Origin of the sequence: Spiribacter salilacus (assembly GCF_009649225.1) — a bacterium.
Classification (GTDB): domain Bacteria; phylum Pseudomonadota; class Gammaproteobacteria; order Nitrococcales; family Nitrococcaceae; genus Spiribacter; species Spiribacter salilacus.
Map to the genome: position 1 here is coordinate 281,560 of NZ_WJPP01000003.1, position 20,600 is coordinate 302,159.

Here is a 20,600-nt window from a genome sequence, read left to right on the forward strand (position 1 = left end):
TCTAAGACACCCATGAACTCCGCAAGTCTACATCTTACCGCAACCCTAGATCAGCCCTCCCTGCGTAGGGTTGGCTAGCTAAGGTAACCTTAGCAATACCTTTGGTGGCATTTATCAGGATTTCTTATGAAGCGCCCCTTAAACCGAGACACCCACATTGTTCATCTAGCCCGTCCGCCTTATCAAGATGGGCGACGTCCGGTTAATCCGCCGGTAGTAAGAGCGTCAACGGTAGATTTTGAAACGCTAGAAGCGATGAATCAGGCGCGATCTCAAGCGGTTAGGGGCGAGCAATCGTTTATTTACGGCGTTAGAGGGACGCCAACGAGCTTCGCGCTGGAGACGCTGATTAGTCATCTCGAAAATGGCGCCGGAACAAAGTTATTCAGCTCCGGTTTAGAGGCGATTGCGGCTGTTTTTCTCGGGTTTTTAAAACCAGGTGACGATGTACTGGTGGTTGATACGGTTTATGCACCCGTCCGAGCCCTACTAAATCGGTTTCTGGCGGATCGGCAAATTCAGTTTCGGTTTTATAGTCCGCGGGAGCCAGATCTGGGAGCGCTGGTAAAGCCCAATACACGCATGATTTACACCGAATCTCCCGGATCGGTGACCATGGAGTTACAAGATGTATCTTTGGTTGCAGCAGCCATAAAAGACAGACCCGATATCGTTATTGCTTGTGATAACACATGGTCTTCAGGTTTTTGCTATCGACCGTTAGAGCATGGCGCAGACCTATCAATCGTTGCGGGCACAAAATATCTCGGTGGGCATTCTGATGTCTTAATGGGATCTGTGACAGCCAATGAAAAAACCCTCGCATCTCTGAACGAAACTGTTGGTCTGCTGGGAATGGCAGTTTCTGCTGACGATTGTGCATTGGTGCTGAGAGGCGCGCGGACGCTGCACATTCGTTATCCGGCTCATGCACAACGCGCATTAGCGGTGGCACAGTGGCTTGAAGGTCATGATGAAATTGTGGGTGTCTTGTATCCGCCGCTGCCTTCCAGCCCCGATCACGATCTCTGGCATAGTCAATTTGAGGGTGCGGCTGGACTTTTTACCATCGAGCTAGCTGACAGCAAAAAAAATAATCGCCATGTTTCTGGCTTTGTTGATCATCTCAAACTCTTTGGCATTGGCGCCTCATGGGGCGGTTTTGAGAGTCTTGCGCTTCCGTGTGATTTGACTGGCTTGCGGTCGATAGAAGATTCCCGACACCAAGGATCGCTGGTCCGATTACACATCGGACTAGAAGACCCTCGGGATTTGATCGCAGATCTCGATCAGGCGTTAGCCAAATGGGCTGCCGGGGTTAAATAACCCCACTGATATCATGTTGGATGGCGACATGATGTGTTGTCTTGCCCTCTGTTTTGACAGGGATAACCTGCCACTCCAGAATGAACTCACTGCCATCTTTTCGGTAATTGACTGTTTCTCCATGAAAAATCTCGCCACGCCGAATTTGCTCTCCAAGCCTCTGGAGAACCTCTTGTTCGGTATTTGGACCCTGTAACATTCCAGGGTTTTGGCCGAGTACCTCTTCGGCTGTGTATCCGGTCATTTCTGTAAACGCTTCATTGACGTAAACGATAACGCCCGGGCCTCCGTCATCACTCGCAGTCGTTATTGTGATGGCGTTAAAGGCGTAATCCGCGGCCGCTTTAAATAGTTGATAGCCGAGTTCATTTGAAAAGTCGGGTCCGTGCATGAGCTAATCCTTTGCTGCTGACTCTGTGTTAACCGTAGTGACAAGCTAGCATGCTGAGGCGATTACGCTAAATCGAACATCCCAGACACCCACACTAATGCTGCTTCAGTCGAGCGGCTATGTTAACTAGCGCAAATAGTATTGTGGCCGCGGTGACAACCGTGGCACCTGCAGGCGTATCCAAATACCAAGATCCAGTCAGCCCCGCTAAAACAGCAATCGTACCGATTAGCCCGGCGCCAACCGCCATCCGCTCTGGTGTTGAAGAGAATGCTCGTGCGGTGGCGGCGGGTATAATTAGCATGGCTGCGATAAGTAAGACACCCACAACTTTAATCGCTACCGCGATAACGATCGCTAAAGAGATGGTTAACAAAAGCTCATCACGAAAAGGTCTATAGCCCTCCGCATAAGCTAAATCTTCGCTGACTGTTGCCAATAATATGGCTTGCCAACGCCAAATCATTATGCCGAGCACGAGAAGAGAACCGCCCCAAATAACTCCGATATCTGCATGTCCAACCGCCAGGATGTCGCCGAAAAGATAAGCCATTAGGTCAATCCGAATATGGGTGAGAAACGAGACAGCCACTAATCCAACCGCTAGCGCTGCATGCGCTAACACGCCAAGAAGGGTGTCCATCGCATAACCACGACCTGCTAAGAGGGTAACGGTGATCGCCATCGCTAGGCAGACAGCTAAGACACCCACAAAAACCGAGATAGACAATGCCAAAGATATCGCGACACCCAATACGGCAGCATGCGCTGTAGCGGCACCAAAAAAGGCCATTCGCCGCCAAACCACAAAACAGCCAAGCGGCGCGGCAGCAACCATTACCCCAATCCCCGCTAACGCGGCCCGAACCATGAAGTCGTCTAACATTATGTGGGTGTCTCGTTTGTTGTCTCTTTTGTTGACTCAGTCTCTTGATGCGGATGTTGGTGCGGATCGTGTCGGAAAAGAGCGAGTACCTCGTCGGTGTCTGTCCCGAAAAGTGCATGATACGCAGGATCAGTGGTGACAGCTTCGGGGTGTCCTTGGCAGCAGATATGTTGATTTAAGCAAATAACGCGATCAGCGGCCCGCATAACGACATGTAAGTCATGACTTACCATTAGCACGCCGCATCCGAGTTGATTACGGATATCTTCAATCTGTTTGTAAAAATCGGCCACACCGGTTTGGTCGAGACCCTGCGCGGCCTCATCGAGCATCAGCAAGTCAGGTGTATCGAGTAATGCCCGCGCCATCAATGCTCGCTGAAACTGCCCACCTGATAGTGCGGTCATGGCGTCGTTTGCTCGTCCTGGTATTCCTGCACGCTGGAGCGCTAAATCGATCGTTGATTGATCGTGTGCACGCGGCAAGTTTAGGAATCGACGAACGGTCATTGGCAGTGTTGGGTCTATGTGCAACTTCTGTGGAACATAACCAATCGTTAGCCCATGCTGGCGCTTTATTTGGCCCTTATCTGGCTTGATTGCGCCGATAAGTGTTCTTAAAAGTGTCGATTTACCAGATCCATTGGGTCCAACGACGGTGACAATTTCCTTAGCATTGATTGCCAATTCGATGTGATCAAGAATGCGGCGATCGCCTATCTTGACCGATACATCTTTTGCCTCAATTAATGGACCGCTCACAGTGTTGGTGCTCCCCGATTAAATAGGTTGCCGAGAGAAATCGTTATGATATAACATTTCAACTCTGCTTGCCCATCATGGCAAGCCCTACAAATCATTATATTCTCTAGCAGAGGCTTTAAATAATGAAGCGGATCAGCCAATTAATCTACGCAAGTCTGTTTGGATGCCTACTCGCACCTATTACGGGTAAGGCAGCACCCAATGTGGTTACTGACATCCCACCAGTGCATGCATTGGTCGCAGAAGTTATGCAGGGTGTAGCGGAGCCGAGCAATGTGATTCGGCCTGGGGCATCTCCTCACGGTTATTCACTTCGCCCGTCTGAAGCCGCAGCCCTCGAACAGGCTGACATTGTTTTTTGGGTGGGTTCCGAATTAACCCCGTGGCTGGACCGTGCGCTTGCCAATCTTTCAAGCGAAGCCCAAGTCGTGAGTTTGCTTAGAGCCGACGGCCTGACACTGCATAACTTTCGTGACGACGGCGATGATCATGATATCCAAGACACCCACAGCGATCATGGCCACGAACACGACGACAACCAAGACACCCACAGTGAGCACGGTCATGACGAACACGCCCACGACGGCCTGGATCCTCATGCATGGCTCGATCCGGTAAACGCACAAGTGTGGCTTGGTCTGATTGCCGAGATATTGGCTGCGGCTGATCCAGCGAATGCAGCGGTGTATCGAGAAAATGCTAAACAAGGACAGGCACGGTTAGATACTCTAATCACGGACATCCACGCCTCGCTGGCACCCGTTGCTGATCGGCCATTTATCGTTTTCCACGACGCATATCAGTATTTCGAATATCGCTTTGGTTTGAATATGGCAGGGTCAATCGCGCTGAGTGACGCACGAGAGCCAGGCGCCGCAAGAATCGCGGAGATTCGGCAGACTGTCGCGGAGCGCGGTGCTGTTTGTGTTTTTGCAGAGCCCCAATTCAACCAATCGATGGTTGAAACGGTGCTAGACGGGACAGCTGCATCTATGGGTGTCATAGATCCGCTTGGTTCAGCTATCCCGTTGGGCCCTGATTTTTATCCCACACTGATCGAGGAGATGGGCACGAGTTTGGCTGACTGCCTGACGCCTTAGCGCCCTTATAAAACAGTGGGTGTCTCGGATCCGACGTCTCATCTCGGATCCGACGTCAGATCCGACTCCCCAACCGTTCGTCAGTGCCCGGGACCTGCGCCCGGGCTCACTGATATACTGCCTAGATGGATGTATCTGACCTTATCGACCCGCTGAATGCCGCACAACGTGAGGCTGTGACCGCCCCGCTCGGCAGGGCATTAGTGCTAGCTGGAGCCGGCAGTGGAAAAACGCGTGTATTAACGCATCGCGCAGCATGGCTGGTGCGTGTGGAGGGGGCAACGCCGTTCAATCTGCTGGCGGTCACCTTTACTAATAAAGCGGCGGCGGAAATGCGCGGTCGAATTGAGCACCTCCTCGATTTGTCTAGTTCTGGCATGTGGGTTGGCACCTTCCATGGGCTTAGCCATCGGCTGCTGCGGATGCATTGGCAAGAGGCTGGGCTCCCGCAAAGTTTTCAGATTCTTGATAGCGAAGATCAGCGGCGACTGGTAAAGCGCGTGATGCGCGATCTGAAAGTTGATGAAAACCGATGGCCAGTCAGGCAGTTACAAGGATTTATAAACGCAAGGAAAGATGCGGGGGAGCGACCGGACGATTTAGATATTAGCGACCCTTACATGGGGCCGATGGCCCAGGTTTACAAAGCCTATGAATCGGCTTGCCAGATAGCAGGCGTTGTTGATTTTGCTGAGCTTATGCTGCGAACCGTAGAAACATTGCAGAATCACTTAGAGCTGTTGAGCCACTATCGACGGCGCTTTCGTCATGTTCTAGTTGATGAATTTCAGGATACGAATGGTATTCAATATCAATGGCTTAAGCTGTTGGCGGGCCCTGAAGCAGATGTCTTTATCGTTGGCGATGATGATCAGTCGATTTATGGCTGGCGCGGTGCTCGCGTTGAAAACCTTCAACGGTTTCGCGAGGACTACGCCAACACACAAGTTTTGCGGTTGGAGCAAAATTATCGCTCTACATCCAATATCTTAGAGGCAGCAAACGCACTTATTTCGCGCAACTCAGATCGTCTGGGTAAAAAACTATGGACAGACGGTGCCGAAGGCGAACCAATCGCGGTTTACGCCGCGTTTAACGAGCAGGATGAAGCACGATTTGTGATTGAGCGATTGCTGCGAATGACCGAGGACCAGGGCCTCGCGCGCAGTGATTTTGCGATCCTTTACCGCTCCAATGCGCAGTCAAGAACATTTGAAGAAGCCTTGCTGGCTCGGCGAATTCCTTATCGGGTTTACGGTGGTTTGCGGTTTTTCGAGCGTGCTGAAATCAAGGACGCATTAGCCTACTTGCGCCTCATCTCAAATCGGGACGACAGCGCCGCACTTGAGCGAATCATCAACACACCGACACGTGGTATCGGCACTCGGACCATCGAGGCACTTCGCCTGACCGCGCGAAACGAGGAGATCAGCCTATGGGCCGCTGCTCAGCGCTTGGTGCAGCAAGCAGGAGTGCTTCCAGCACGTGCCGCAAACGCTTTGCGTGGCTTTATCGATTTGATCGAGCAGCTAGCGGCTGAAATTGAAGCGGCACCGTTACCTGACCAGCTTGAGGTAATGCTGCAGAAGTCGGGACTGCGTGGACATGTGGCCAAAGATCAGTCGGAACGCGCGCAAGACCGGCTCGAAAACCTCGATGAACTGATCACCGCGGCGCGAAGTTTTGAGCAAGATGCCACGATTGAAGAAGGGATGGACGTCGTCACCGCCTTTTTATCGCATGCCGCGCTGGAGGCAGGCGAAGGACAAGCCGGCGAGTGGGAAGATTGTGTTCAGCTAATGACCTTACATTCGGCTAAAGGCCTTGAATTTCCTATTGTTTTTATTGTTGGGTTGGAGGAAGGACTGTTCCCGCATCGAATGTCCACCGAAGAGCCGGGCCGCCTGGAAGAAGAACGTCGCCTCGCCTATGTAGGCATCACCCGGGCTCGGCAACAGCTCATTTTGACCCATGCGGAGCGACGTCGACTGCATGGTCGTGACGATTTAGGGATACCGTCTCGTTTTATCCGCGAGCTACCTCCTGAATTAATCGAAGAGGTTAGAGCGCGTTTTTCAGTGTCTAATGGCGCCTCGGCAATGGCAAATTCATGGGCAAGCGAGGCCAATGAATTTAGCCTTGGTGAGCGTGTGCAGCACAGCCGGTTTGGTGAAGGTATCGTATTAGATTGTGAGGGCAGCGGGCCGAGTGCGCGCATTCAAGTCAACTTTGATGATGCCGGCGCGAAATGGCTCGTTGCCGCCTACGCCAAACTCGAGCGTATTTAAGCGACCCATCTTTAAGCGATTAATGTTTTAGGCGATTATAAGTCGAGGAGGATTTCCTGCTCTTCGTCAGATGGCTCCACGGTGCGATTTTCGTAGTGATCAAAAATCGCATTAACGATGGCCTGTGGCTCATCAAGCACTTCAAATAGCGACAGATCGGACGGCTTAATATGGCCCTCTGCAGCCATCTTTTGCTGCAACCAATCCACAAGCCCTCGCCAGTAATCATGTCCATACAAAATGACCGGGATTTTGCGCGACTTACCGGTTTGGATCAGCGCTAAAATCTCTGCAAGCTCATCGAGGGTGCCAAAGCCACCTGGGAAGACAACATAGGCCGATGCATACTTCACAAACATCACCTTGCGTGAAAAGAAGTGCTGAAATTTCAGGGAGATGTCTTGATACTCATTTGGTTCTTGCTCATGCGGTAGAGCAATATTTAATCCAATACTCGGCGATTTGCCCGCACTTGCCCCTTTGTTAGCCGCCTCCATAATGCCTGGCCCGCCGCCACTCACAACGGCGAACCCCGCGTCGGACAACAGACGCGAGGTTTCTTCAGCTGCCTGATAGCACGGATCGTCGGGCGGCGTTCTTGCCGAACCAAAGACACTCACAGACGGCCTAAGGGGCGCCAGTCGCTCGAAGCCCTCTACAAACTCCGCCATGATCTGAAAAACCTTCCAAGACTCACGCGTAAGTAGCGACTTATCAGCATCTCTCGATGAAAGCTTGGTTTTATTCATTTTCTGATCCAACAATCCATGGGTGTCTTAGTTTCCTCTTAGTTTTCTCTAAGTTTCCAACGCCGGTTATCATGCACCAACCATACTAAGGGGGATTTCATGACTGACTCGGCCAAGCCTTTAATTTTAGTAGATGGTTCGTCCTATCTCTATCGGGCCTATCATGCCCTGCCCCCATTAACCAATGCGACCGGAGAGCCCACGGGGGCGATCTACGGTGTCGTTAGTATGTTGCGCCGATTACTTGAAGATCACCAATCCGATCGAATTGCAGTGGTTTTCGATGCGCCAGGCCGCACATTTCGTGATGATCTTTATGCCGAATACAAGGCTAATCGCCCATCGATGCCGAGTGATCTCGCCCAGCAGCGCGAGCCTTTAAAAAAATTAGTAGAAGCGCTGGGATTCCCACTGATTGAAATCACCGGTGTAGAGGCAGATGACGTGATCGGTACTTTGGCTGTCCAAGCTACCCAAGCGGATATGCCTGTCATCATTTCCACGGGTGATAAGGATATGGCTCAGCTCGTCGGGCCTTTTGTCACCTTGTTGAATACGATGTCGAATACGCGACTTGATCGCGAGGGCGTGATTGCCAAGTTTGGTGTACCGCCGGAGCGAATAATCGACTACCTCGCGTTGGTGGGCGATACGTCTGACAATATTCCTGGGGTGCCAAAGGTTGGCCCTAAAACCGCCGCTAAGTGGCTGAATGAATATGGTTCATTGGACGGCATCAAGCAAAATGCCGCCGCTATTGGCGGCAAAGTCGGCGAAAACCTTCGATCCCACATTGATGAGCTTGACCTCTCGCGTGAGCTTGCCACCATCCACTGTTCGCTGGATCTGCCTTTACAGCCGAACGAGCTGATTCTGCGCAACCCGGACACCCACACTCTCATCGACCTCTACCAGCACCTTGGTTTTAACAGCTGGCTGCGCGAGCTGCGCAATAGTGAGGGGCATAACGCAGACACCCACAATTCCGCGGGCGATACACCGACTACGCAACGTGGTGATTACACCTGTATCCAAACAGAGGCGGAGCTGGAGGAGTGGATACAGCGATTGGAGGCTGCGGAATACTTTGCTTTTGATTTAGAAACAGACAGTTTGAATTACATGGATGCAAAGATTGTGGGTGTCTCGTTTGCAGTCAATCCCGGCGAAGCCGCCTACCTTCCGCTTGCACATCGCGGTCCGGATCAACCTGATCAACTCGATCGAGAAACAACGCTTGAGCGCTTAAGACCGCTACTCGAAGATCCCAACCAAAAGAAGGTCGGGCAAAATCTGAAATACGATATGAGTGTCTTGGCTAACCACACCATCAGCCTTCGGGGTGTTGCCCATGACACGATGCTGGCTTCGTACTGCTTAGACTCGACGGCAAGCCGCCATGACATGAATTCGCTGGCTAATAAATATCTAAATTATCAGCCAATAAGCTACGAAGACGTAGCTGGCAAGGGTGCTAAGCAAATTACATTCGATCAGGTTGCTTTGCCCCAAGCAGTGGAATATGCCGCGGAAGACGCCGACATCACTTTAAGGCTTCATGAGCACTTATGGCCCCGGCTGCAGTCCGAGCCCCAGCCCTGCAAGGTTTACCAGGAAATCGAGATCCCATTACTACCGGTCCTCTCACGCATAGAGCGCATCGGCGTTCGTGTAGACCCGGAACTATTGGGTGTCCAAAGTCGCGAGCTTGCAGAAAGAATGCAGGAGATCGAGCAAGCGGCTCACGATATGGCTGGTGGGCCATTTAATTTGGGCTCGCCCAAGCAAATCCAAGAAATTCTGTATGAGCGACAAGGCTTGCCAGTCCTATCCAAGACACCCAAAGGAGCCCCTTCCACGGCCGAATCCGTTTTAGAAGAACTGGCAGCGCAAGGTCATGATTTACCTCGGCTAATTCTTGATTACCGAAGCGTCTCCAAGCTGCGTTCTACTTATACCGAGAAGCTGCCTACCCTGATTAACCCAAAAACAGGACGGGTACACACCTCCTATCACCAGGCCGTCGCCGCTACGGGGCGCTTATCATCTTCCGACCCAAACCTTCAGAACATCCCCATTCGAAGTGCTGAGGGTCGACGGATACGGCGTGCATTCATCCCAAACGATGGGTGTCTGCTATTAGCCGCCGATTACTCGCAGGTCGAACTGCGCATCATGGCGCATCTTTCTGGCGATGAGAGTCTGAAAAGCGCTTTTGCGCAAAACCAAGACATCCATGCCGCCACTGCCGCAGAAGTTTTCGGTAGCACACCAGATGCCGTTACGGCTGATCAGCGTCGCGCTGCTAAGGCAATTAATTTTGGGCTGATTTATGGAATGTCGGCCTGGGGTCTGGCCCGACAATTGGGAATTGAGCGTGGCGAGGCTCAAGCCTATGTAGATCGGTATTTTGAGCGTTATCCCGGTGTCAAAGATTTTATGGAAAAAACCCGAAAATTAGCGCATGAACAAGGGTTTGTAGAGACGGTTTATGGTCGGCGGTTGTATCTGCCCGAGATTCATAGCCGTAATAACCAGCGGCGGCAATACGCAGAGCGGACAGCCATCAATGCGCCGATGCAGGGTACCGCGGCCGATATCATCAAGCGCGCGATGATTGCAGTCGATGAGTGGATTCGAACGGAATCACCAGAAACTCGTATGGTCATGCAGGTGCATGATGAGCTCGTTCTTGAAATCCAAGACACCCACGCATCCGCAGTCGCCGAGCGCATCCAGACATTTATGACAGACGCGGCAACCCTTGATGTCCCCTTGGAGGTTGAAGTGGGTATGGGGGAGAATTGGGACGCCGCCCATTAAGATTCCGCGCATCAAGCCTCCGCTCACTAAAAATTATACGAAAAGGGGTGAACTCTTTTGTCTTTAGTGTTGTCATAGTAAGTGCGCCAATGCCCGGCGCGGCCCGCTATTCCCTCCCTTTCTAGCGGGCCAATGGGTTCGGCCCTGCCCCCAAGGCCGAATCTAGCTCCCTGGGTAGCCGACCCCAAGGCTGCCCAGGGTTTTTTATTTCTTACGCCTCGATTATCCCAACCGATTATCCCAACCGATTATTCCAACCAAACGTCTAATTGTTGGCGCGCCGCATCAATCCCATCTCCATTGGCGGCCGAGAAAAGCTGTATCGACGCCTTGTTACAAATTTTACTCACGGCGGGGCGAACGTGTTGTAGCACGTTGCCGGCAGGTCCGCGTCGCAGCTTATCTGCTTTGCTCAAAAGAACATGGACACCCAAGTCTGCCGCCGCACACCACTCCAGCATTTGTTGATCGAGCGGCCCCAGCGGATGCCGGACATCCATAATTAAAACCAAACCCTGCAAAGACTGACGCGACTCTAAATACTGCGGTAGAACTTTTTGCCAATGCGCTCGCAAGCTGGCGGGGGCCTTTGCGTAACCATATCCTGGCAAATCGATGAGGCGTCTATCCGAGACACCCACGTTCTCCGGCAGAGGAAAAACATTAATTTGCTGGGTGCGGCCGGGCGTTTTGCTGACGCGGGCGAGCTGGCGTTGGCCGGTGATGCAGTTGAGCGCGCTGGATTTGCCGGCGTTGGAGCGACCGGCAAAGGCAACCTCGCGGCCCGTGTCTGGCGGAAGCTGCTCAATTTCAGCTGCAGAAAGCAAAAACTGGGCTTGGCGATAGTCAATGGACAAAGTGTTATCCTCTAGAAGTTCGTTAAGTCGATTGACCCCCGGCGGGCCCATTGGTATAAATTCCAGCGATTGTACTCGAGAGTAAAGACCATCATGACCTTCAAGCCGCTGATTGCGCTCATCGCCCTTCTGTTAACCGCAGGCCCTGTGGCTGCGCAGCTCGAAAACGCAGACCCTACGCGTGGTGAACAGGCTGCCGCCACCTGTATTGCCTGTCATGGCCCTGTTGGCAATAGTTCCAATGACGAATGGCCAAACCTGGCTGGGCAACATGCCGACTATATCTACGAGCAGCTTACCTTCTATAAAAGCGGGGAGCGCAACAATGCGCTAATGCTAGGGCAAGCCGCTGGATTAGATGAGCAAACAATGGCGGATCTTGCCGTTTACTATGCAGGCCTTGAGCCGGAAGTGGGCGAGGCAAACGAAGAACTGGTCGAATTGGGCCGTAATATCTACATGGGTGGCATTACCGAGCGGGGCGTGCCGGCTTGCGTTGCCTGCCATGGCCCCGGAGGATCCGGCATCCCTGGTAGCGGTTACCCGCGGTTGAGCGGTCAAAAAGTGACCTACACGATGGATCAGTTGATGCTTTATCGCAGTGGAGAGCGCGCTGGCTATGGGCAAGCGTCTGTCATGGCGGAAATCGCGGCAGAGTTGTCTGATGAAGAAATCCAAGCGCTTGCCAGTTATTTACGAGGCTTGTATCCGCGCGACCTAGCCGGCGCGGAGTAAGCGCCGGTTGATGTAGGCCAAGAATTTTTCGGATTTGCTGTGGTCAACTATGGTGAATTCAGTAATCAAGTAACCTAACTGGCCGCCACTCATGGTTCAGACCGCAGCGTCGATCACAGCTAAAGCACAGAGCCGTCGTAAAAAACGGCTTAGTGCGATTTGGTTGCAGTTCCTTGGCTCGATGAATTTGGCCATTAGCCTGTTGGTCGTCGTCGCGATTGCCTCGGTCATCGGCACCGTGCTGCCACAGAACCAGCCGTACATTGACTACCTCGTTCAATTTGGGCCGTTTTGGTTTGAAGTTTTCCGCCTGCTCAATCTCTACGATGTGTATTCGGCGGCGTGGTTTCTTTTTATTCTCGGGTTTCTGATTCTCTCTACGGGCGTTTGTGTATCACGGCACATGCCGGCAATGTGGCGAGAAGTCACGCGCTATCGTACCCACGTTCGAGAGCAGTCGTTGCTAGCCTTAAGTCAGCACCAGCGTTGGCAAGCTCAGGCAGATACCGACACGGCAGCAGCCGTTGCGATGGGCGCATTACAGGGTCATGGCTATCGGGTTCGCACCGAGCAGCGCGGCGATAGCCTCATTATTGGTGGGATGCAGGGGCGCTCGATGCGTTTGGGCTACATCCTCACCCATGTGGCAGTTGTTGTGATTGCGATCGGTGGGCTGGTAGATGGCAATTTGCCACTCAAGCTAATGGAAATGCGGGGCGATGTCCGCATTGAACGTGAAAACCTGCCGCTGTCTCGGGTGCCAAGCGAAAGCTGGATAGCCCCAGAAACAGGCGCTTTCCAAGGCAGTGTCAACATTCCTGAAGGGTCTAATAGCGGCGTGGTGTTTTTGCAGCTGCGCGATGGGTATTTGGTCCAAGAGCTGCCCTTTGAGATTTTTGTTGAGCAATTTCGCATCGAGCATTACCCCAACGGTATGCCGAGCTCCTACGAAAGCGACCTTGTGCTCCATGATCCAGAGCTAGATGAGCCCATCCGTCAGACGATTTCTGTTAATCATCCGCTGACGCATCGCGGCCACACGATTTATCAAGCCAGCTTTGGCGATGGTGGTACGCGCATGGAAATCACCGGCCGTCTGCTTGATGGGACAGGCACTGAGGTGCCCATCACCGGGCGTATTTTCGAGGACTTGCAGCTTGAACTGGGTGCGGTTGAACGCACGCTCGAGCTCGACGATTTTCAATTGTTAAACATTCAGCCAGACGCACGCGCAGTCACCCGAACCGGTGCACGCAACGAATTTATGAACAGTGGCCCGTCGTTCAACTACACATTGCGTGACGAGGCCGGCCAAGCGCGCTATTACCACACCTACATGGCGCCCGTCCGGGTAGAAGACCAGTGGTATTACCTGCACGGCATGCGCCTAGATCAGGGCGAGCCGTTTCGGTATTTACACATCCCGGTTGATGATCGCTCATCGATGGACTTTTTTATGGAGTTTCATCAGGCCTTACACGATCGCAATCGGGTTGATGCGGCCTCGCAGCGGGCGGCAGATACCTTGCTAACGCAAATGGGCGTCGCTAATCCACAGCTTGTGAGCCAAGTAGCGCGCACCGCTGATGAGATGATCCGCTACCTCTTAAATGGCGGATTTGGTGCGGTTGAGGCGCACTTAGAGTCGCGCGTCGAGGGGGCGGCGAATGCGCCGATGTTGCGCGAGTTCTCACAAGCGGTTCTGCAGCGGACACTATTTGAGATTTACCTTGAGATGCTGGCCGATCGTCGTGGCGTTACACCGGCCTCTTTGCAAATCGAAGATACAGACCGGCGCTTTTTTGAAGATGCGATGAACGCGGTGTCTGGTGTGGCCGAGTACGGGGCGCCTCTTATTCTGCAGCTCGATCATTTTGAATACCGACAGGCAACCGGCCTAATGATTACCCGCTCGCCCGGTAAAGGCATTGTGTACACCGGCTCGGCCCTGTTAATTATTGGAATTTTCCTGTTGTTTTACGTGTCACATCGTCGCGTTTGGGCCATGATTACTCCCAAGGCAGATGGGACAACAGACGTTTTGATGGGTGGCGTCAATCAGCGTCGCCCCGAGCAGTTTGAAGAAGAATTTGCATCACTCACACGGTCGGTAGATCAACATCTTGGCCCCGTGAGTCAAACGAGTAAGGATTAGCATCATGGCAGTTTCTCGCGATCAAATTATCCGCGATATGCGGCAGCCGTCTTACCTTCAGCGCCTGAGTTGGAAGGACTGGTTATGGGCAGCCATCATGGTTGTCGCCACGGTGCTGACTTTGACGGTGTTGTGGGATGCGATGAATTACTACGAAGTCGGCATCACAATCATGACCGGGATAACGATGATGTGGATGGGTTGGTACTGGACCGCCTCAAAGATATACATGAGTGCCGTCTGCCTAGTCAGCCTTTTTGCTATTTCGCGGTATCCCGAGCTGGCGGCGGCCGAAGCGGATTTTTTCCTGCGCTATTTAGGATCGAGCCAGTCGGCGATTATGTGGATGAGCGCACTCTTTCCTGCCGCCACCGTGGCCTATGGAGCCGGCCTGCTGACCGGCAATGCGTTTGCCTCCAAAGTGGGCACAGCAATGACTTGGACGGGGGCGGGCGCAGGTCTGGTTGGCTTGTTGGTGCGCTGGCATGAAACCCATTTGTACGAGGGTGGCATCGGCTACATCCCGGTAAGCAACCTCTACGAGGTGTTTGTGCTGTTCGCCGTGATGACCTCGCTTATTTACCTTTACTACGAAGGCGTGCATCGCACGCGCACGATGGGCTTTTGGGTGCTGCTCATCATTTCTGCGTCGGTCGGCTTTTTGTTGTGGTATCACTTTGACCGTGGCGCCTATCAAATCGAACCTCTGGTGCCGGCGCTCAATAGCTATTGGATGAAAATCCATGTTCCGACCAATTTCGTCGGCTATGGCTGTTTTGCGATTGCCGCTATGCTGGGCGTTGCGTATTTAATCCGAGCTAGAGTGGCAGACGACAGCCCATGGGCCGCGCGCCTGCCCACCCTCAAGCAAATTGACGATGTCAGCTACCGGGCCATTGCGCTGGGTTTTGCCTTTTTCACCGTCGCAACCGTGCTCGGGGCGTTGTGGGCCGCGGAGGCCTGGGGCGCTTACTGGTCTTGGGATCCTAAAGAGAGTTGGGCGCTCATTGTATGGCTCAACTACGCGGCATGGTTGCATTTGCGCTTTACCAAAGGCCTGCGTGGCAAGGTCATGGCCTGGTGGGCCATCGTCGGGCTGTTTGTGACGACGTTCGCCTTCTTAGGGGTCAATATGTTCCTATCCGGCCTCCACTCGTACGGGGAGCTTTAAGCAATGAATTTGATACGACGCCGATTGAGCGGTGTTTTTTTTGTAGGTTTTTTTGTGGGTGTCTCGGTAATGGCCCTCTCGGCAATCGCCTTGATAACCGCCTCGGCAACCGCCGTTGCCCAAGAGCAGGCCTATCGCACCCTTGACGCCCCATTGATGACGGATGGCGATGGCGTGGAAGTGCGGGAGTTCTTCTCCTATGCCTGTCCACATTGCGCCGATTTCGAGCCTCAGATTCGGGCATGGACCGAGCGCATGGGTGATCAAATCACCGTTGTGCATACCCCGGTCACCTTTGGCCGTAATTCTTGGGAAGTTTTGGCGCGGGCGTATTTTGCTGCTGATGCGCTGGGGATCATCCAAGACACCCACACTTTAATGTTCCAAGCCATCCACCAGCAGGGCCGTCAGTTTTCTGATGCCGAGGCGGTCGCCGAGTTTTATGCGAGTGTTGCGGATGTCAGCGAGCAGGATGTGGTTGATGCGATGAATTCGTTCAGCGTCACCTCACAAATTAACCAGGCAAACCGTTTGGTGGGCGAATATGGTGTGCCGGGCACGCCGGCTGTGGCGGTGGCGGGCAAGTATCTGATTGATGTGCGCGCCGCGGGAGGGCAAGCCGGTATGCTCGAGGTGGCTGAGTCGCTGGTGAGTCGGGAGAGCGAATGATCGCCCCACCGCTGCCCGAGCGGCTGCGGCTGATGAGTTACAACATTCAAGCGGGTATCGATACCCGCTATTTTCATCAGTACTTTACGCGTGGCTGGCGGCATGTTTTTCCTGATGCTGGGCGTCTGCCTAATTTGCGGCGCATCGCCGATTTGGTCAGCCAATTCGATTTAGTGGGTTTACAAGAACTCGATGCCGGCAGCTTGCGCAGTGGTTTTGTTGATCAAACCGCGTTTTTAGCCCGTACCGCGGAGTTTCCGCATTGGTATTCGCAAACCAACCGACCGCTGGGGCGATTTGCACAGCATAGCAACGGTTTTTTAAGTCGTATCAAAGCGCGCGAGGTGGTTGAGCATCGACTGCCGGGTCGCATTCCCGGACGTGGCGCGTTAATGCTGCGTTTTGGCCCCCCTGAAGACGAGCTTGTCCTTGTCTTATTGCATCTTGCCTTAAGTCAGCGCGCGCGGCTGGATCAGCTGGACTATATCGCTGAGCACATCATCGATGCTGAGCATGTCATTGTGATGGGCGATTTGAATTGTCACTCGCGCAGCCCCGAACTCAAACATCTCTGTGCCCGAACCGATTTACGCGAGCCGCTGCACGATATGTTGACCTATCCGAGTTGGCGACCAGCGCGCAATATTGATCACATTTTGGTCTCGCCCAGCCTGACCGTAGAGACGGCGGAGGTGGTTGATACCGCCATCTCCGATCACTTACCCATTACGATGACGGTGAGTCTGCCGCCGGCGTTAGCGGGGCTGAATGCACCAGCGGCGCTAGAACGCTCCAGATTGTCTCAAGAATAATGGGTTGCGCGGTGGTGTTGGGATGGATGCCGTCGTCTTGCATGAGTGAGGGGTCTTCGGCCACGCCAGCAAGGATCATCGGAACAAAGGCGGCATTGGTGGCATCTGCCACTTCGGCAAAGATGCCAAGGAACCGATCAACAAAGGCGCTGCCATAGTTAGAGGGAAGGCGAACGCCGGCGAGCAGCGGTTCGGCGCCGCTTGCGCGGATGGTTTCGATCATGCTGGTCAGATTGTTGCGCAACTCGGATAACGAAATGCCGCGAAGGCCATCGTTGCCGCCGAGCGCGATGATGACGATATCGGGCTGATGGCGCTCGATCGCGGCCGGTAAGCGGGTGCGGCCGCTGGCGGTGGTGTCACCGCTAATGCTGGCGTTGATGGCCTCGCCGTTTGCCACAGACGCAAGGCGATCGTCGAGCAACGCAACCCAGCCTGCCTCGGTGGGCATGTTGTAAGCCGCGCTAATGCTGTCGCCCAGCACCATTACGCGTGGGCCATCTTCGGGGGTGCTGGTGTCAGCCGTGCTGGCATGAGCGACAAGCCCGGGGGGTATAACCATGATCAGCCCAAGGCTCAGAACAAGGGGCAGCCCAAGGGTCGGGCCAACAACAAGTAGTAGACGTCGTAAATTTGAGAGGATTAATCGCATGCCAGAGTCCAACAATAGCCAGCCCATTTTGCAGGCCGAGGGTCTGGGCATGCGCTTTGACGCTGCCGAAGGCCCAATTAGCCTGTTTGAAAACCTTGATCTTAGCATTGATGCCGGGGACTCATGGGCGATTTTGGGGACATCTGGATCTGGCAAATCCACCTTGCTTGGCTTGTTGGCTGGGCTGGATTTGCCCAGTGCAGGGCGGGTTTTGCTGTCGGGCGAAGATCTGACCGCGCTGAATGAGGACGAGCGCGCGGCCCGCCGCCAAGGCCGCGTAGGCTTTGTGTTTCAGGCATTTCACCTACTCTCGGGGCTGACTGCCTTAGAAAACGTCATGTTGCCATTAGAGCTGGCGGGCCAGCCGCAGGCTGCCGCGCGTGCTCGCGAAACACTCGAGCGGGTGGGGCTGGCGGCGCGCGTTCGCCACTATCCCTCTCAGCTATCTGGCGGTGAGCAGCAGCGCGTGGCGCTGGCGCGGGCCTTTATTGCCGCCCCTGCCGTGTTGTTTGCTGATGAGCCCACTGGCAACTTGGATCATAAAACCGGCGAGCAAGTCATTGATTTGCTGTTCGATCTTAACCGCCAACATGGCACAACCCTCATCCTGGTCACCCACGATCAATCAGTGGCCGATCGCTGTCAGCACGTTCGTTATTTGCGCGACGGCGTTTTGCGTGAGGAGGCCGTCTAATGTTGGCCCTGCGTTTACTGTATCGCGATTGGCGCGGTGGCGAGCTGCGCTTATTGGCGATGGCGGTGGTGATTGCCGTGGCGGCCGTCACCGGTGTGGCCTGGCTTGCTGAGCGAGTCTCCGCGGCCACCGAGCTGCGCGCTGCAGACCTGCTGGCGGCCGATCGAGCCGTTGAGTACTCCCAGCCAATTCCCGCGGACTGGGTGGAACGCGCCCAAACAGCGGGTTTGCGTACCGCCCAAATCGCGGTATTCCCCACGGTAGTACTGGCGGGCGACGAAAACCGGTTGGTGTCCGCCAAGGCGGTGAACTCGACCTACCCCTTGCGCGGCGAACTGCGCATTAAGCCGGAACCCGGACACCCAGAGATCATTCCAGATTCGATACCCGAATCCGGGACCGCCTGGGTTGAATCTCGCTTGCTCGGACTCTTGGGTGTCTCGGTTGGCGAATCAATCTCCCTGGGTGCCTTGGAATTCGAAGTTGCGGCGGTGATTAGCCTCGAGCCGGATCGTGGCGATGGCTTTGCCAGCCTCGCCCCCCGCGTCATGTTTAACCAAACCGACCTTGAGGCCACCGAATTGCTTGGCCCGGGCAGCCGCGTCCGCCACAAACTCCTCCTTGCTGGTCCCCTCGAAGCCCTCGATGGCCTGACGAGCGCGCTGGTGGCGGAGTTTGGGAATGACATCGAAATTGAGACACCCACCGATGAGCGCCAGGGTGCTGCAGAGGTTGTCGAGCAAGCAAAGCGCTTTTTGGGGCTAGCGGCATTGCTGACAGTTATCGTTGCTGGTGTGGCTGTCTTACTAACCGTGCGACATTACGCCGAGCGACAAATCACCAGCGTGGCCGTCATGCGAGCCATTGGTGCAAGTCGCCAGCGAATCTTAGGTTTGTTCGTGGGCAAGCTGCTTTGGTTGGGTGTCTTTGCTGGCGCATTCGGCGCTGCGATTGGCTTTGGGCTGCATGTAGCGATGTTAGCGCTGGTTGCAGACTTACTCGGTGCCCGCCTGCCACCGCCGAGCTGGCGGCCACTCGCCACGGGTTGGGTGACCGCGGGCGTTGCCCTGTTGGGTTTTGCGCTGCCAACTCTCTCACGTCTGCGAGACGTGCCTCCAATGCGCGTGCTACGCCGCGATTTGGGTGACAACCTGCTTAGAGCGGGTTTGCCTTTGGCTGTTGCCGCCGTTGTCATTCTGGGTCTAATGGGCTGGCAGGCGCGCGATCCGCTGGTTGCCATCACGGTGTTTGGCGCTGTGGGTGTCACACTATTGGTTCTGACCGCCGTGGCCAGTGGTGTCGTTTTTGGCGTAAGAGCACTAACACGCCGCGGTGGCACCGGCCGGCTGCTGTGGTTAACGGGGTTAACGCGACGTCCGATGACAGCCATCATTCAGATTGTGGCAATCGGTGTCGGGCTGATGAGCCTTTTCTTGCTGGCTGTTGTGCGCAACGATTTATTAACGGCCTGGCAGGCCGAAATACCGCCTGATGCGCCCAACCAATTTCTAATTAACATCCAGCCTGAGCAGGTTGATGGCGTGCGCCAAACGCTGGCTGATGCGGACATCTCCACGGTCTTTTATCCCATGGTTCGCGCGCGCCTGCTTGCGATGAACGGCGAGTCGGTCGCCGCCGATGACTTCGACAGCGCTCAGGCGCGGCGGCTGACGCGACGCGACTTTAACCTATCCTGGACATCCACACTTGCCGATGACAACCGCGTCGTTGCCGGCCGCTGGTGGGGCGAGGGTTCATCCGAGGGTTCATCCGAGACACCCACAGATTCCCCCACAGATTCCGATCGCCCTCAGCTATCTGTCGAGACGGGTTTTGCCGAGGAGGTGGGTATTGAGCTTGGCGATACGTTGACGTTTGGCTCTGGGGGCGCGGAGGTAACCGCTGAAGTGACCAATTTGCGCGATGTTCGTTGGGAGAGCTTTAACGTCAATTTCTTCGTGCTCGGTTCACCGGGCACCTTTGACCCGTTCCCACAAACATGGCTAACCAGCTTTCACTTAGCAGACACCCACAACAGCGGCACTTTGTTGAATACGCTAGTACGCAACTACCCAAGCGTGACCATTATCGATGTCAGTAGCGTGCTTCGGATTGTGCGCACCATCATCGACCAAGGTTCTCGAGTTGTGGAGTTGATGGCCTTACTAACGTTATTAGCGGGCGTCCTCGTGCTATTGGCTGCGTTACAGATCACCGGCGAAGAGCGGCGATTTGAAAGTGCACTGCTTCGTGCGCTCGGCGCAAGTGGAACACGCATCCGGCGTATGGCGCGCTGGGAGTTCTGGCTTGTTGGTGCTATTGCTGGCGCATTGGCCGGACTGGCGGCCACAACCGCAGGCCTTGTCGTGGCAGAGGTTTTGTTCAGCCTTGAATATCCGCTGCGACCGATGACCCTCGTGATTGGTGCGGGTGTTGGATTACTGACCGTTTGGGTTGCTGGAGGGCTAGGCGCGAGGCGCTACTATCGAAGTTCACCTATGCAATTGTTGCGCGAAGGCTAAAAGGAG

The 20,600-nt window shown here is 54.3% G+C and carries 17 protein-coding genes; 11 read left to right on the forward strand and 6 right to left on the reverse strand.

Features of this window, described 5'->3' with window-relative positions:
* Positions 1-126: 126 nt before the first annotated feature.
* On the forward strand, positions 127-1,326 hold the full coding sequence (metC, locus tag GH984_RS06905) for a cystathionine beta-lyase (RefSeq protein WP_153719473.1): 1,200 nt from the start codon (positions 127-129) through the stop codon (positions 1,324-1,326).
* Here metC and GH984_RS06910 read toward each other — a convergent pair.
* From GH984_RS06910 to GH984_RS06920, 3 genes are all read right to left on the reverse strand, one after another.
* Positions 1,319-1,717 (reverse strand): PAS domain-containing protein, encoded by a 399-nt coding sequence (locus GH984_RS06910; RefSeq protein WP_153719474.1) that lies wholly within the window; start codon positions 1,715-1,717, stop codon positions 1,319-1,321. The two genes, metC and GH984_RS06910, sit on opposite strands and share 8 nt — an antisense overlap.
* 94 nt (positions 1,718-1,811) lie before the next feature.
* Positions 1,812-2,603, reverse strand: a complete 792-nt coding sequence (locus GH984_RS06915; protein ID WP_153719475.1) for a metal ABC transporter permease — start codon at positions 2,601-2,603, stop codon at positions 1,812-1,814.
* Positions 2,603-3,364 carry an ATP-binding cassette domain-containing protein gene (locus GH984_RS06920; RefSeq protein WP_369691984.1) on the reverse strand — a complete coding sequence of 254 codons (762 nt, stop codon included), beginning with the start codon at positions 3,362-3,364 and terminating at the stop codon, positions 2,603-2,605. The genes GH984_RS06915 and GH984_RS06920 overlap by 1 nt, the downstream gene beginning before the upstream one ends.
* Positions 3,365-3,489: 125 nt before the next feature.
* Here GH984_RS06920 and GH984_RS06925 point away from each other — a divergent pair, with 125 nt between their 5' ends.
* Both GH984_RS06925 and uvrD read left to right on the forward strand, forming a co-directional pair.
* On the forward strand, positions 3,490-4,467 hold the full coding sequence (locus tag GH984_RS06925) for a zinc ABC transporter substrate-binding protein (protein WP_153719476.1): 978 nt from the start codon (positions 3,490-3,492) through the stop codon (positions 4,465-4,467).
* A 125-nt stretch (positions 4,468-4,592) separates the two neighbouring features.
* Positions 4,593-6,755 (forward strand): DNA helicase II, encoded by a 2,163-nt coding sequence (uvrD, locus tag GH984_RS06930; RefSeq protein ID WP_153719477.1) that lies wholly within the window; start codon positions 4,593-4,595, stop codon positions 6,753-6,755.
* Between the two features lie 35 nt (positions 6,756-6,790).
* Here the strand turns inward: uvrD and GH984_RS06935 are convergent, their stop codons facing one another.
* Positions 6,791-7,504 carry an LOG family protein gene (locus tag GH984_RS06935; RefSeq protein ID WP_153719478.1) on the reverse strand — a complete coding sequence of 238 codons (714 nt, stop codon included), beginning with the start codon at positions 7,502-7,504 and terminating at the stop codon, positions 6,791-6,793.
* A 99-nt stretch (positions 7,505-7,603) separates the two neighbouring features.
* On the opposite strand from GH984_RS06935, the gene polA reads away from it, so the two are divergent.
* Complete coding sequence (gene polA / locus GH984_RS06940) at positions 7,604-10,327, forward strand: DNA polymerase I (RefSeq protein WP_153719479.1); 2,724 nt, start codon at positions 7,604-7,606, stop codon at positions 10,325-10,327.
* A gap of 248 nt (positions 10,328-10,575) precedes the next feature.
* Here polA and yihA read toward each other — a convergent pair whose 3' ends face one another.
* The gene (gene yihA, locus GH984_RS06945) at positions 10,576-11,235 is read right to left on the reverse strand and encodes a ribosome biogenesis GTP-binding protein YihA/YsxC (protein WP_253939152.1); all 660 of its coding nucleotides are present in this window, start codon (positions 11,233-11,235) and stop codon (positions 10,576-10,578) included.
* A gap of 42 nt (positions 11,236-11,277) precedes the next feature.
* Between yihA and GH984_RS06950 the strand changes: the two genes are divergently transcribed.
* From GH984_RS06950 to GH984_RS06970, 5 genes are all read left to right on the forward strand, one after another.
* Positions 11,278-11,919 (forward strand): c-type cytochrome, encoded by a 642-nt coding sequence (locus GH984_RS06950; RefSeq protein ID WP_153719480.1) that lies wholly within the window; start codon positions 11,278-11,280, stop codon positions 11,917-11,919.
* Between the two features lie 91 nt (positions 11,920-12,010).
* A complete protein-coding gene (locus tag GH984_RS06955) occupies positions 12,011-14,074 on the forward strand; it encodes a cytochrome c biogenesis protein ResB (RefSeq protein WP_153719481.1) in 2,064 nt (687 codons plus the stop codon).
* A gap of 4 nt (positions 14,075-14,078) precedes the next feature.
* A complete protein-coding gene (ccsB, locus tag GH984_RS06960) occupies positions 14,079-15,245 on the forward strand; it encodes a c-type cytochrome biogenesis protein CcsB (protein WP_153719482.1) in 1,167 nt (388 codons plus the stop codon).
* A gap of 3 nt (positions 15,246-15,248) precedes the next feature.
* The gene (locus tag GH984_RS06965) at positions 15,249-15,914 is read left to right on the forward strand and encodes a thiol:disulfide interchange protein DsbA/DsbL (RefSeq protein ID WP_253939153.1); all 666 of its coding nucleotides are present in this window, start codon (positions 15,249-15,251) and stop codon (positions 15,912-15,914) included.
* Complete coding sequence (locus GH984_RS06970) at positions 15,911-16,726, forward strand: endonuclease/exonuclease/phosphatase family protein (protein WP_253939154.1); 816 nt, start codon at positions 15,911-15,913, stop codon at positions 16,724-16,726. Before GH984_RS06965 ends, GH984_RS06970 begins: the two co-directional genes overlap by 4 nt.
* On the opposite strand, the gene GH984_RS06975 is transcribed toward GH984_RS06970, so the two are convergent.
* Complete coding sequence (locus tag GH984_RS06975; protein WP_253939155.1) at positions 16,641-17,378, reverse strand: arylesterase; 738 nt, start codon at positions 17,376-17,378, stop codon at positions 16,641-16,643. The genes GH984_RS06970 and GH984_RS06975 overlap by 86 nt on opposite strands.
* On the opposite strand from GH984_RS06975, the gene GH984_RS06980 reads away from it, so the two are divergent.
* Positions 17,377-18,072: an ABC transporter ATP-binding protein gene (locus tag GH984_RS06980; RefSeq protein ID WP_153719483.1), complete on the forward strand. Its 696-nt coding sequence runs from the start codon at positions 17,377-17,379 to the stop codon at positions 18,070-18,072. The two genes, GH984_RS06975 and GH984_RS06980, sit on opposite strands and share 2 nt — an antisense overlap.
* Positions 18,072-20,594, forward strand: coding sequence for an ABC transporter permease (locus GH984_RS06985; protein ID WP_153719484.1), 2,523 nt, complete (start codon positions 18,072-18,074; stop codon positions 20,592-20,594). Before GH984_RS06980 ends, GH984_RS06985 begins: the two co-directional genes overlap by 1 nt.
* Positions 20,595-20,600 lie beyond the last annotated feature (6 nt).

Coding starts and splice junctions, on each gene's coding strand:
- metC (WP_153719473.1), top strand. CDS start 127: ATGAAGCGCCCCTTAAACCGAGACACCCACATTGTTCATCTAGCCCGT.
- GH984_RS06910 (WP_153719474.1), bottom strand. CDS start 1,717: ATGCACGGACCCGACTTTTCAAATGAACTCGGCTATCAACTATTTAAA.
- GH984_RS06915 (WP_153719475.1), bottom strand. CDS start 2,603: ATGTTAGACGACTTCATGGTTCGGGCCGCGTTAGCGGGGATTGGGGTA.
- GH984_RS06925 (WP_153719476.1), top strand. CDS start 3,490: ATGAAGCGGATCAGCCAATTAATCTACGCAAGTCTGTTTGGATGCCTA.
- uvrD (WP_153719477.1), top strand. CDS start 4,593: ATGGATGTATCTGACCTTATCGACCCGCTGAATGCCGCACAACGTGAG.
- GH984_RS06935 (WP_153719478.1), bottom strand. CDS start 7,504: ATGAATAAAACCAAGCTTTCATCGAGAGATGCTGATAAGTCGCTACTT.
- polA (WP_153719479.1), top strand. CDS start 7,604: ATGACTGACTCGGCCAAGCCTTTAATTTTAGTAGATGGTTCGTCCTAT.
- yihA (WP_253939152.1), bottom strand. CDS start 11,235: ATGGGCCCGCCGGGGGTCAATCGACTTAACGAACTTCTAGAGGATAAC.
- GH984_RS06950 (WP_153719480.1), top strand. CDS start 11,278: ATGACCTTCAAGCCGCTGATTGCGCTCATCGCCCTTCTGTTAACCGCA.
- GH984_RS06955 (WP_153719481.1), top strand. CDS start 12,011: ATGGTTCAGACCGCAGCGTCGATCACAGCTAAAGCACAGAGCCGTCGT.
- ccsB (WP_153719482.1), top strand. CDS start 14,079: ATGGCAGTTTCTCGCGATCAAATTATCCGCGATATGCGGCAGCCGTCT.
- GH984_RS06965 (WP_253939153.1), top strand. CDS start 15,249: ATGAATTTGATACGACGCCGATTGAGCGGTGTTTTTTTTGTAGGTTTT.
- GH984_RS06970 (WP_253939154.1), top strand. CDS start 15,911: ATGATCGCCCCACCGCTGCCCGAGCGGCTGCGGCTGATGAGTTACAAC.
- GH984_RS06980 (WP_153719483.1), top strand. CDS start 17,377: ATGCCAGAGTCCAACAATAGCCAGCCCATTTTGCAGGCCGAGGGTCTG.
- GH984_RS06975 (WP_253939155.1), bottom strand. CDS start 17,378: ATGCGATTAATCCTCTCAAATTTACGACGTCTACTACTTGTTGTTGGC.
- GH984_RS06985 (WP_153719484.1), top strand. CDS start 18,072: ATGTTGGCCCTGCGTTTACTGTATCGCGATTGGCGCGGTGGCGAGCTG.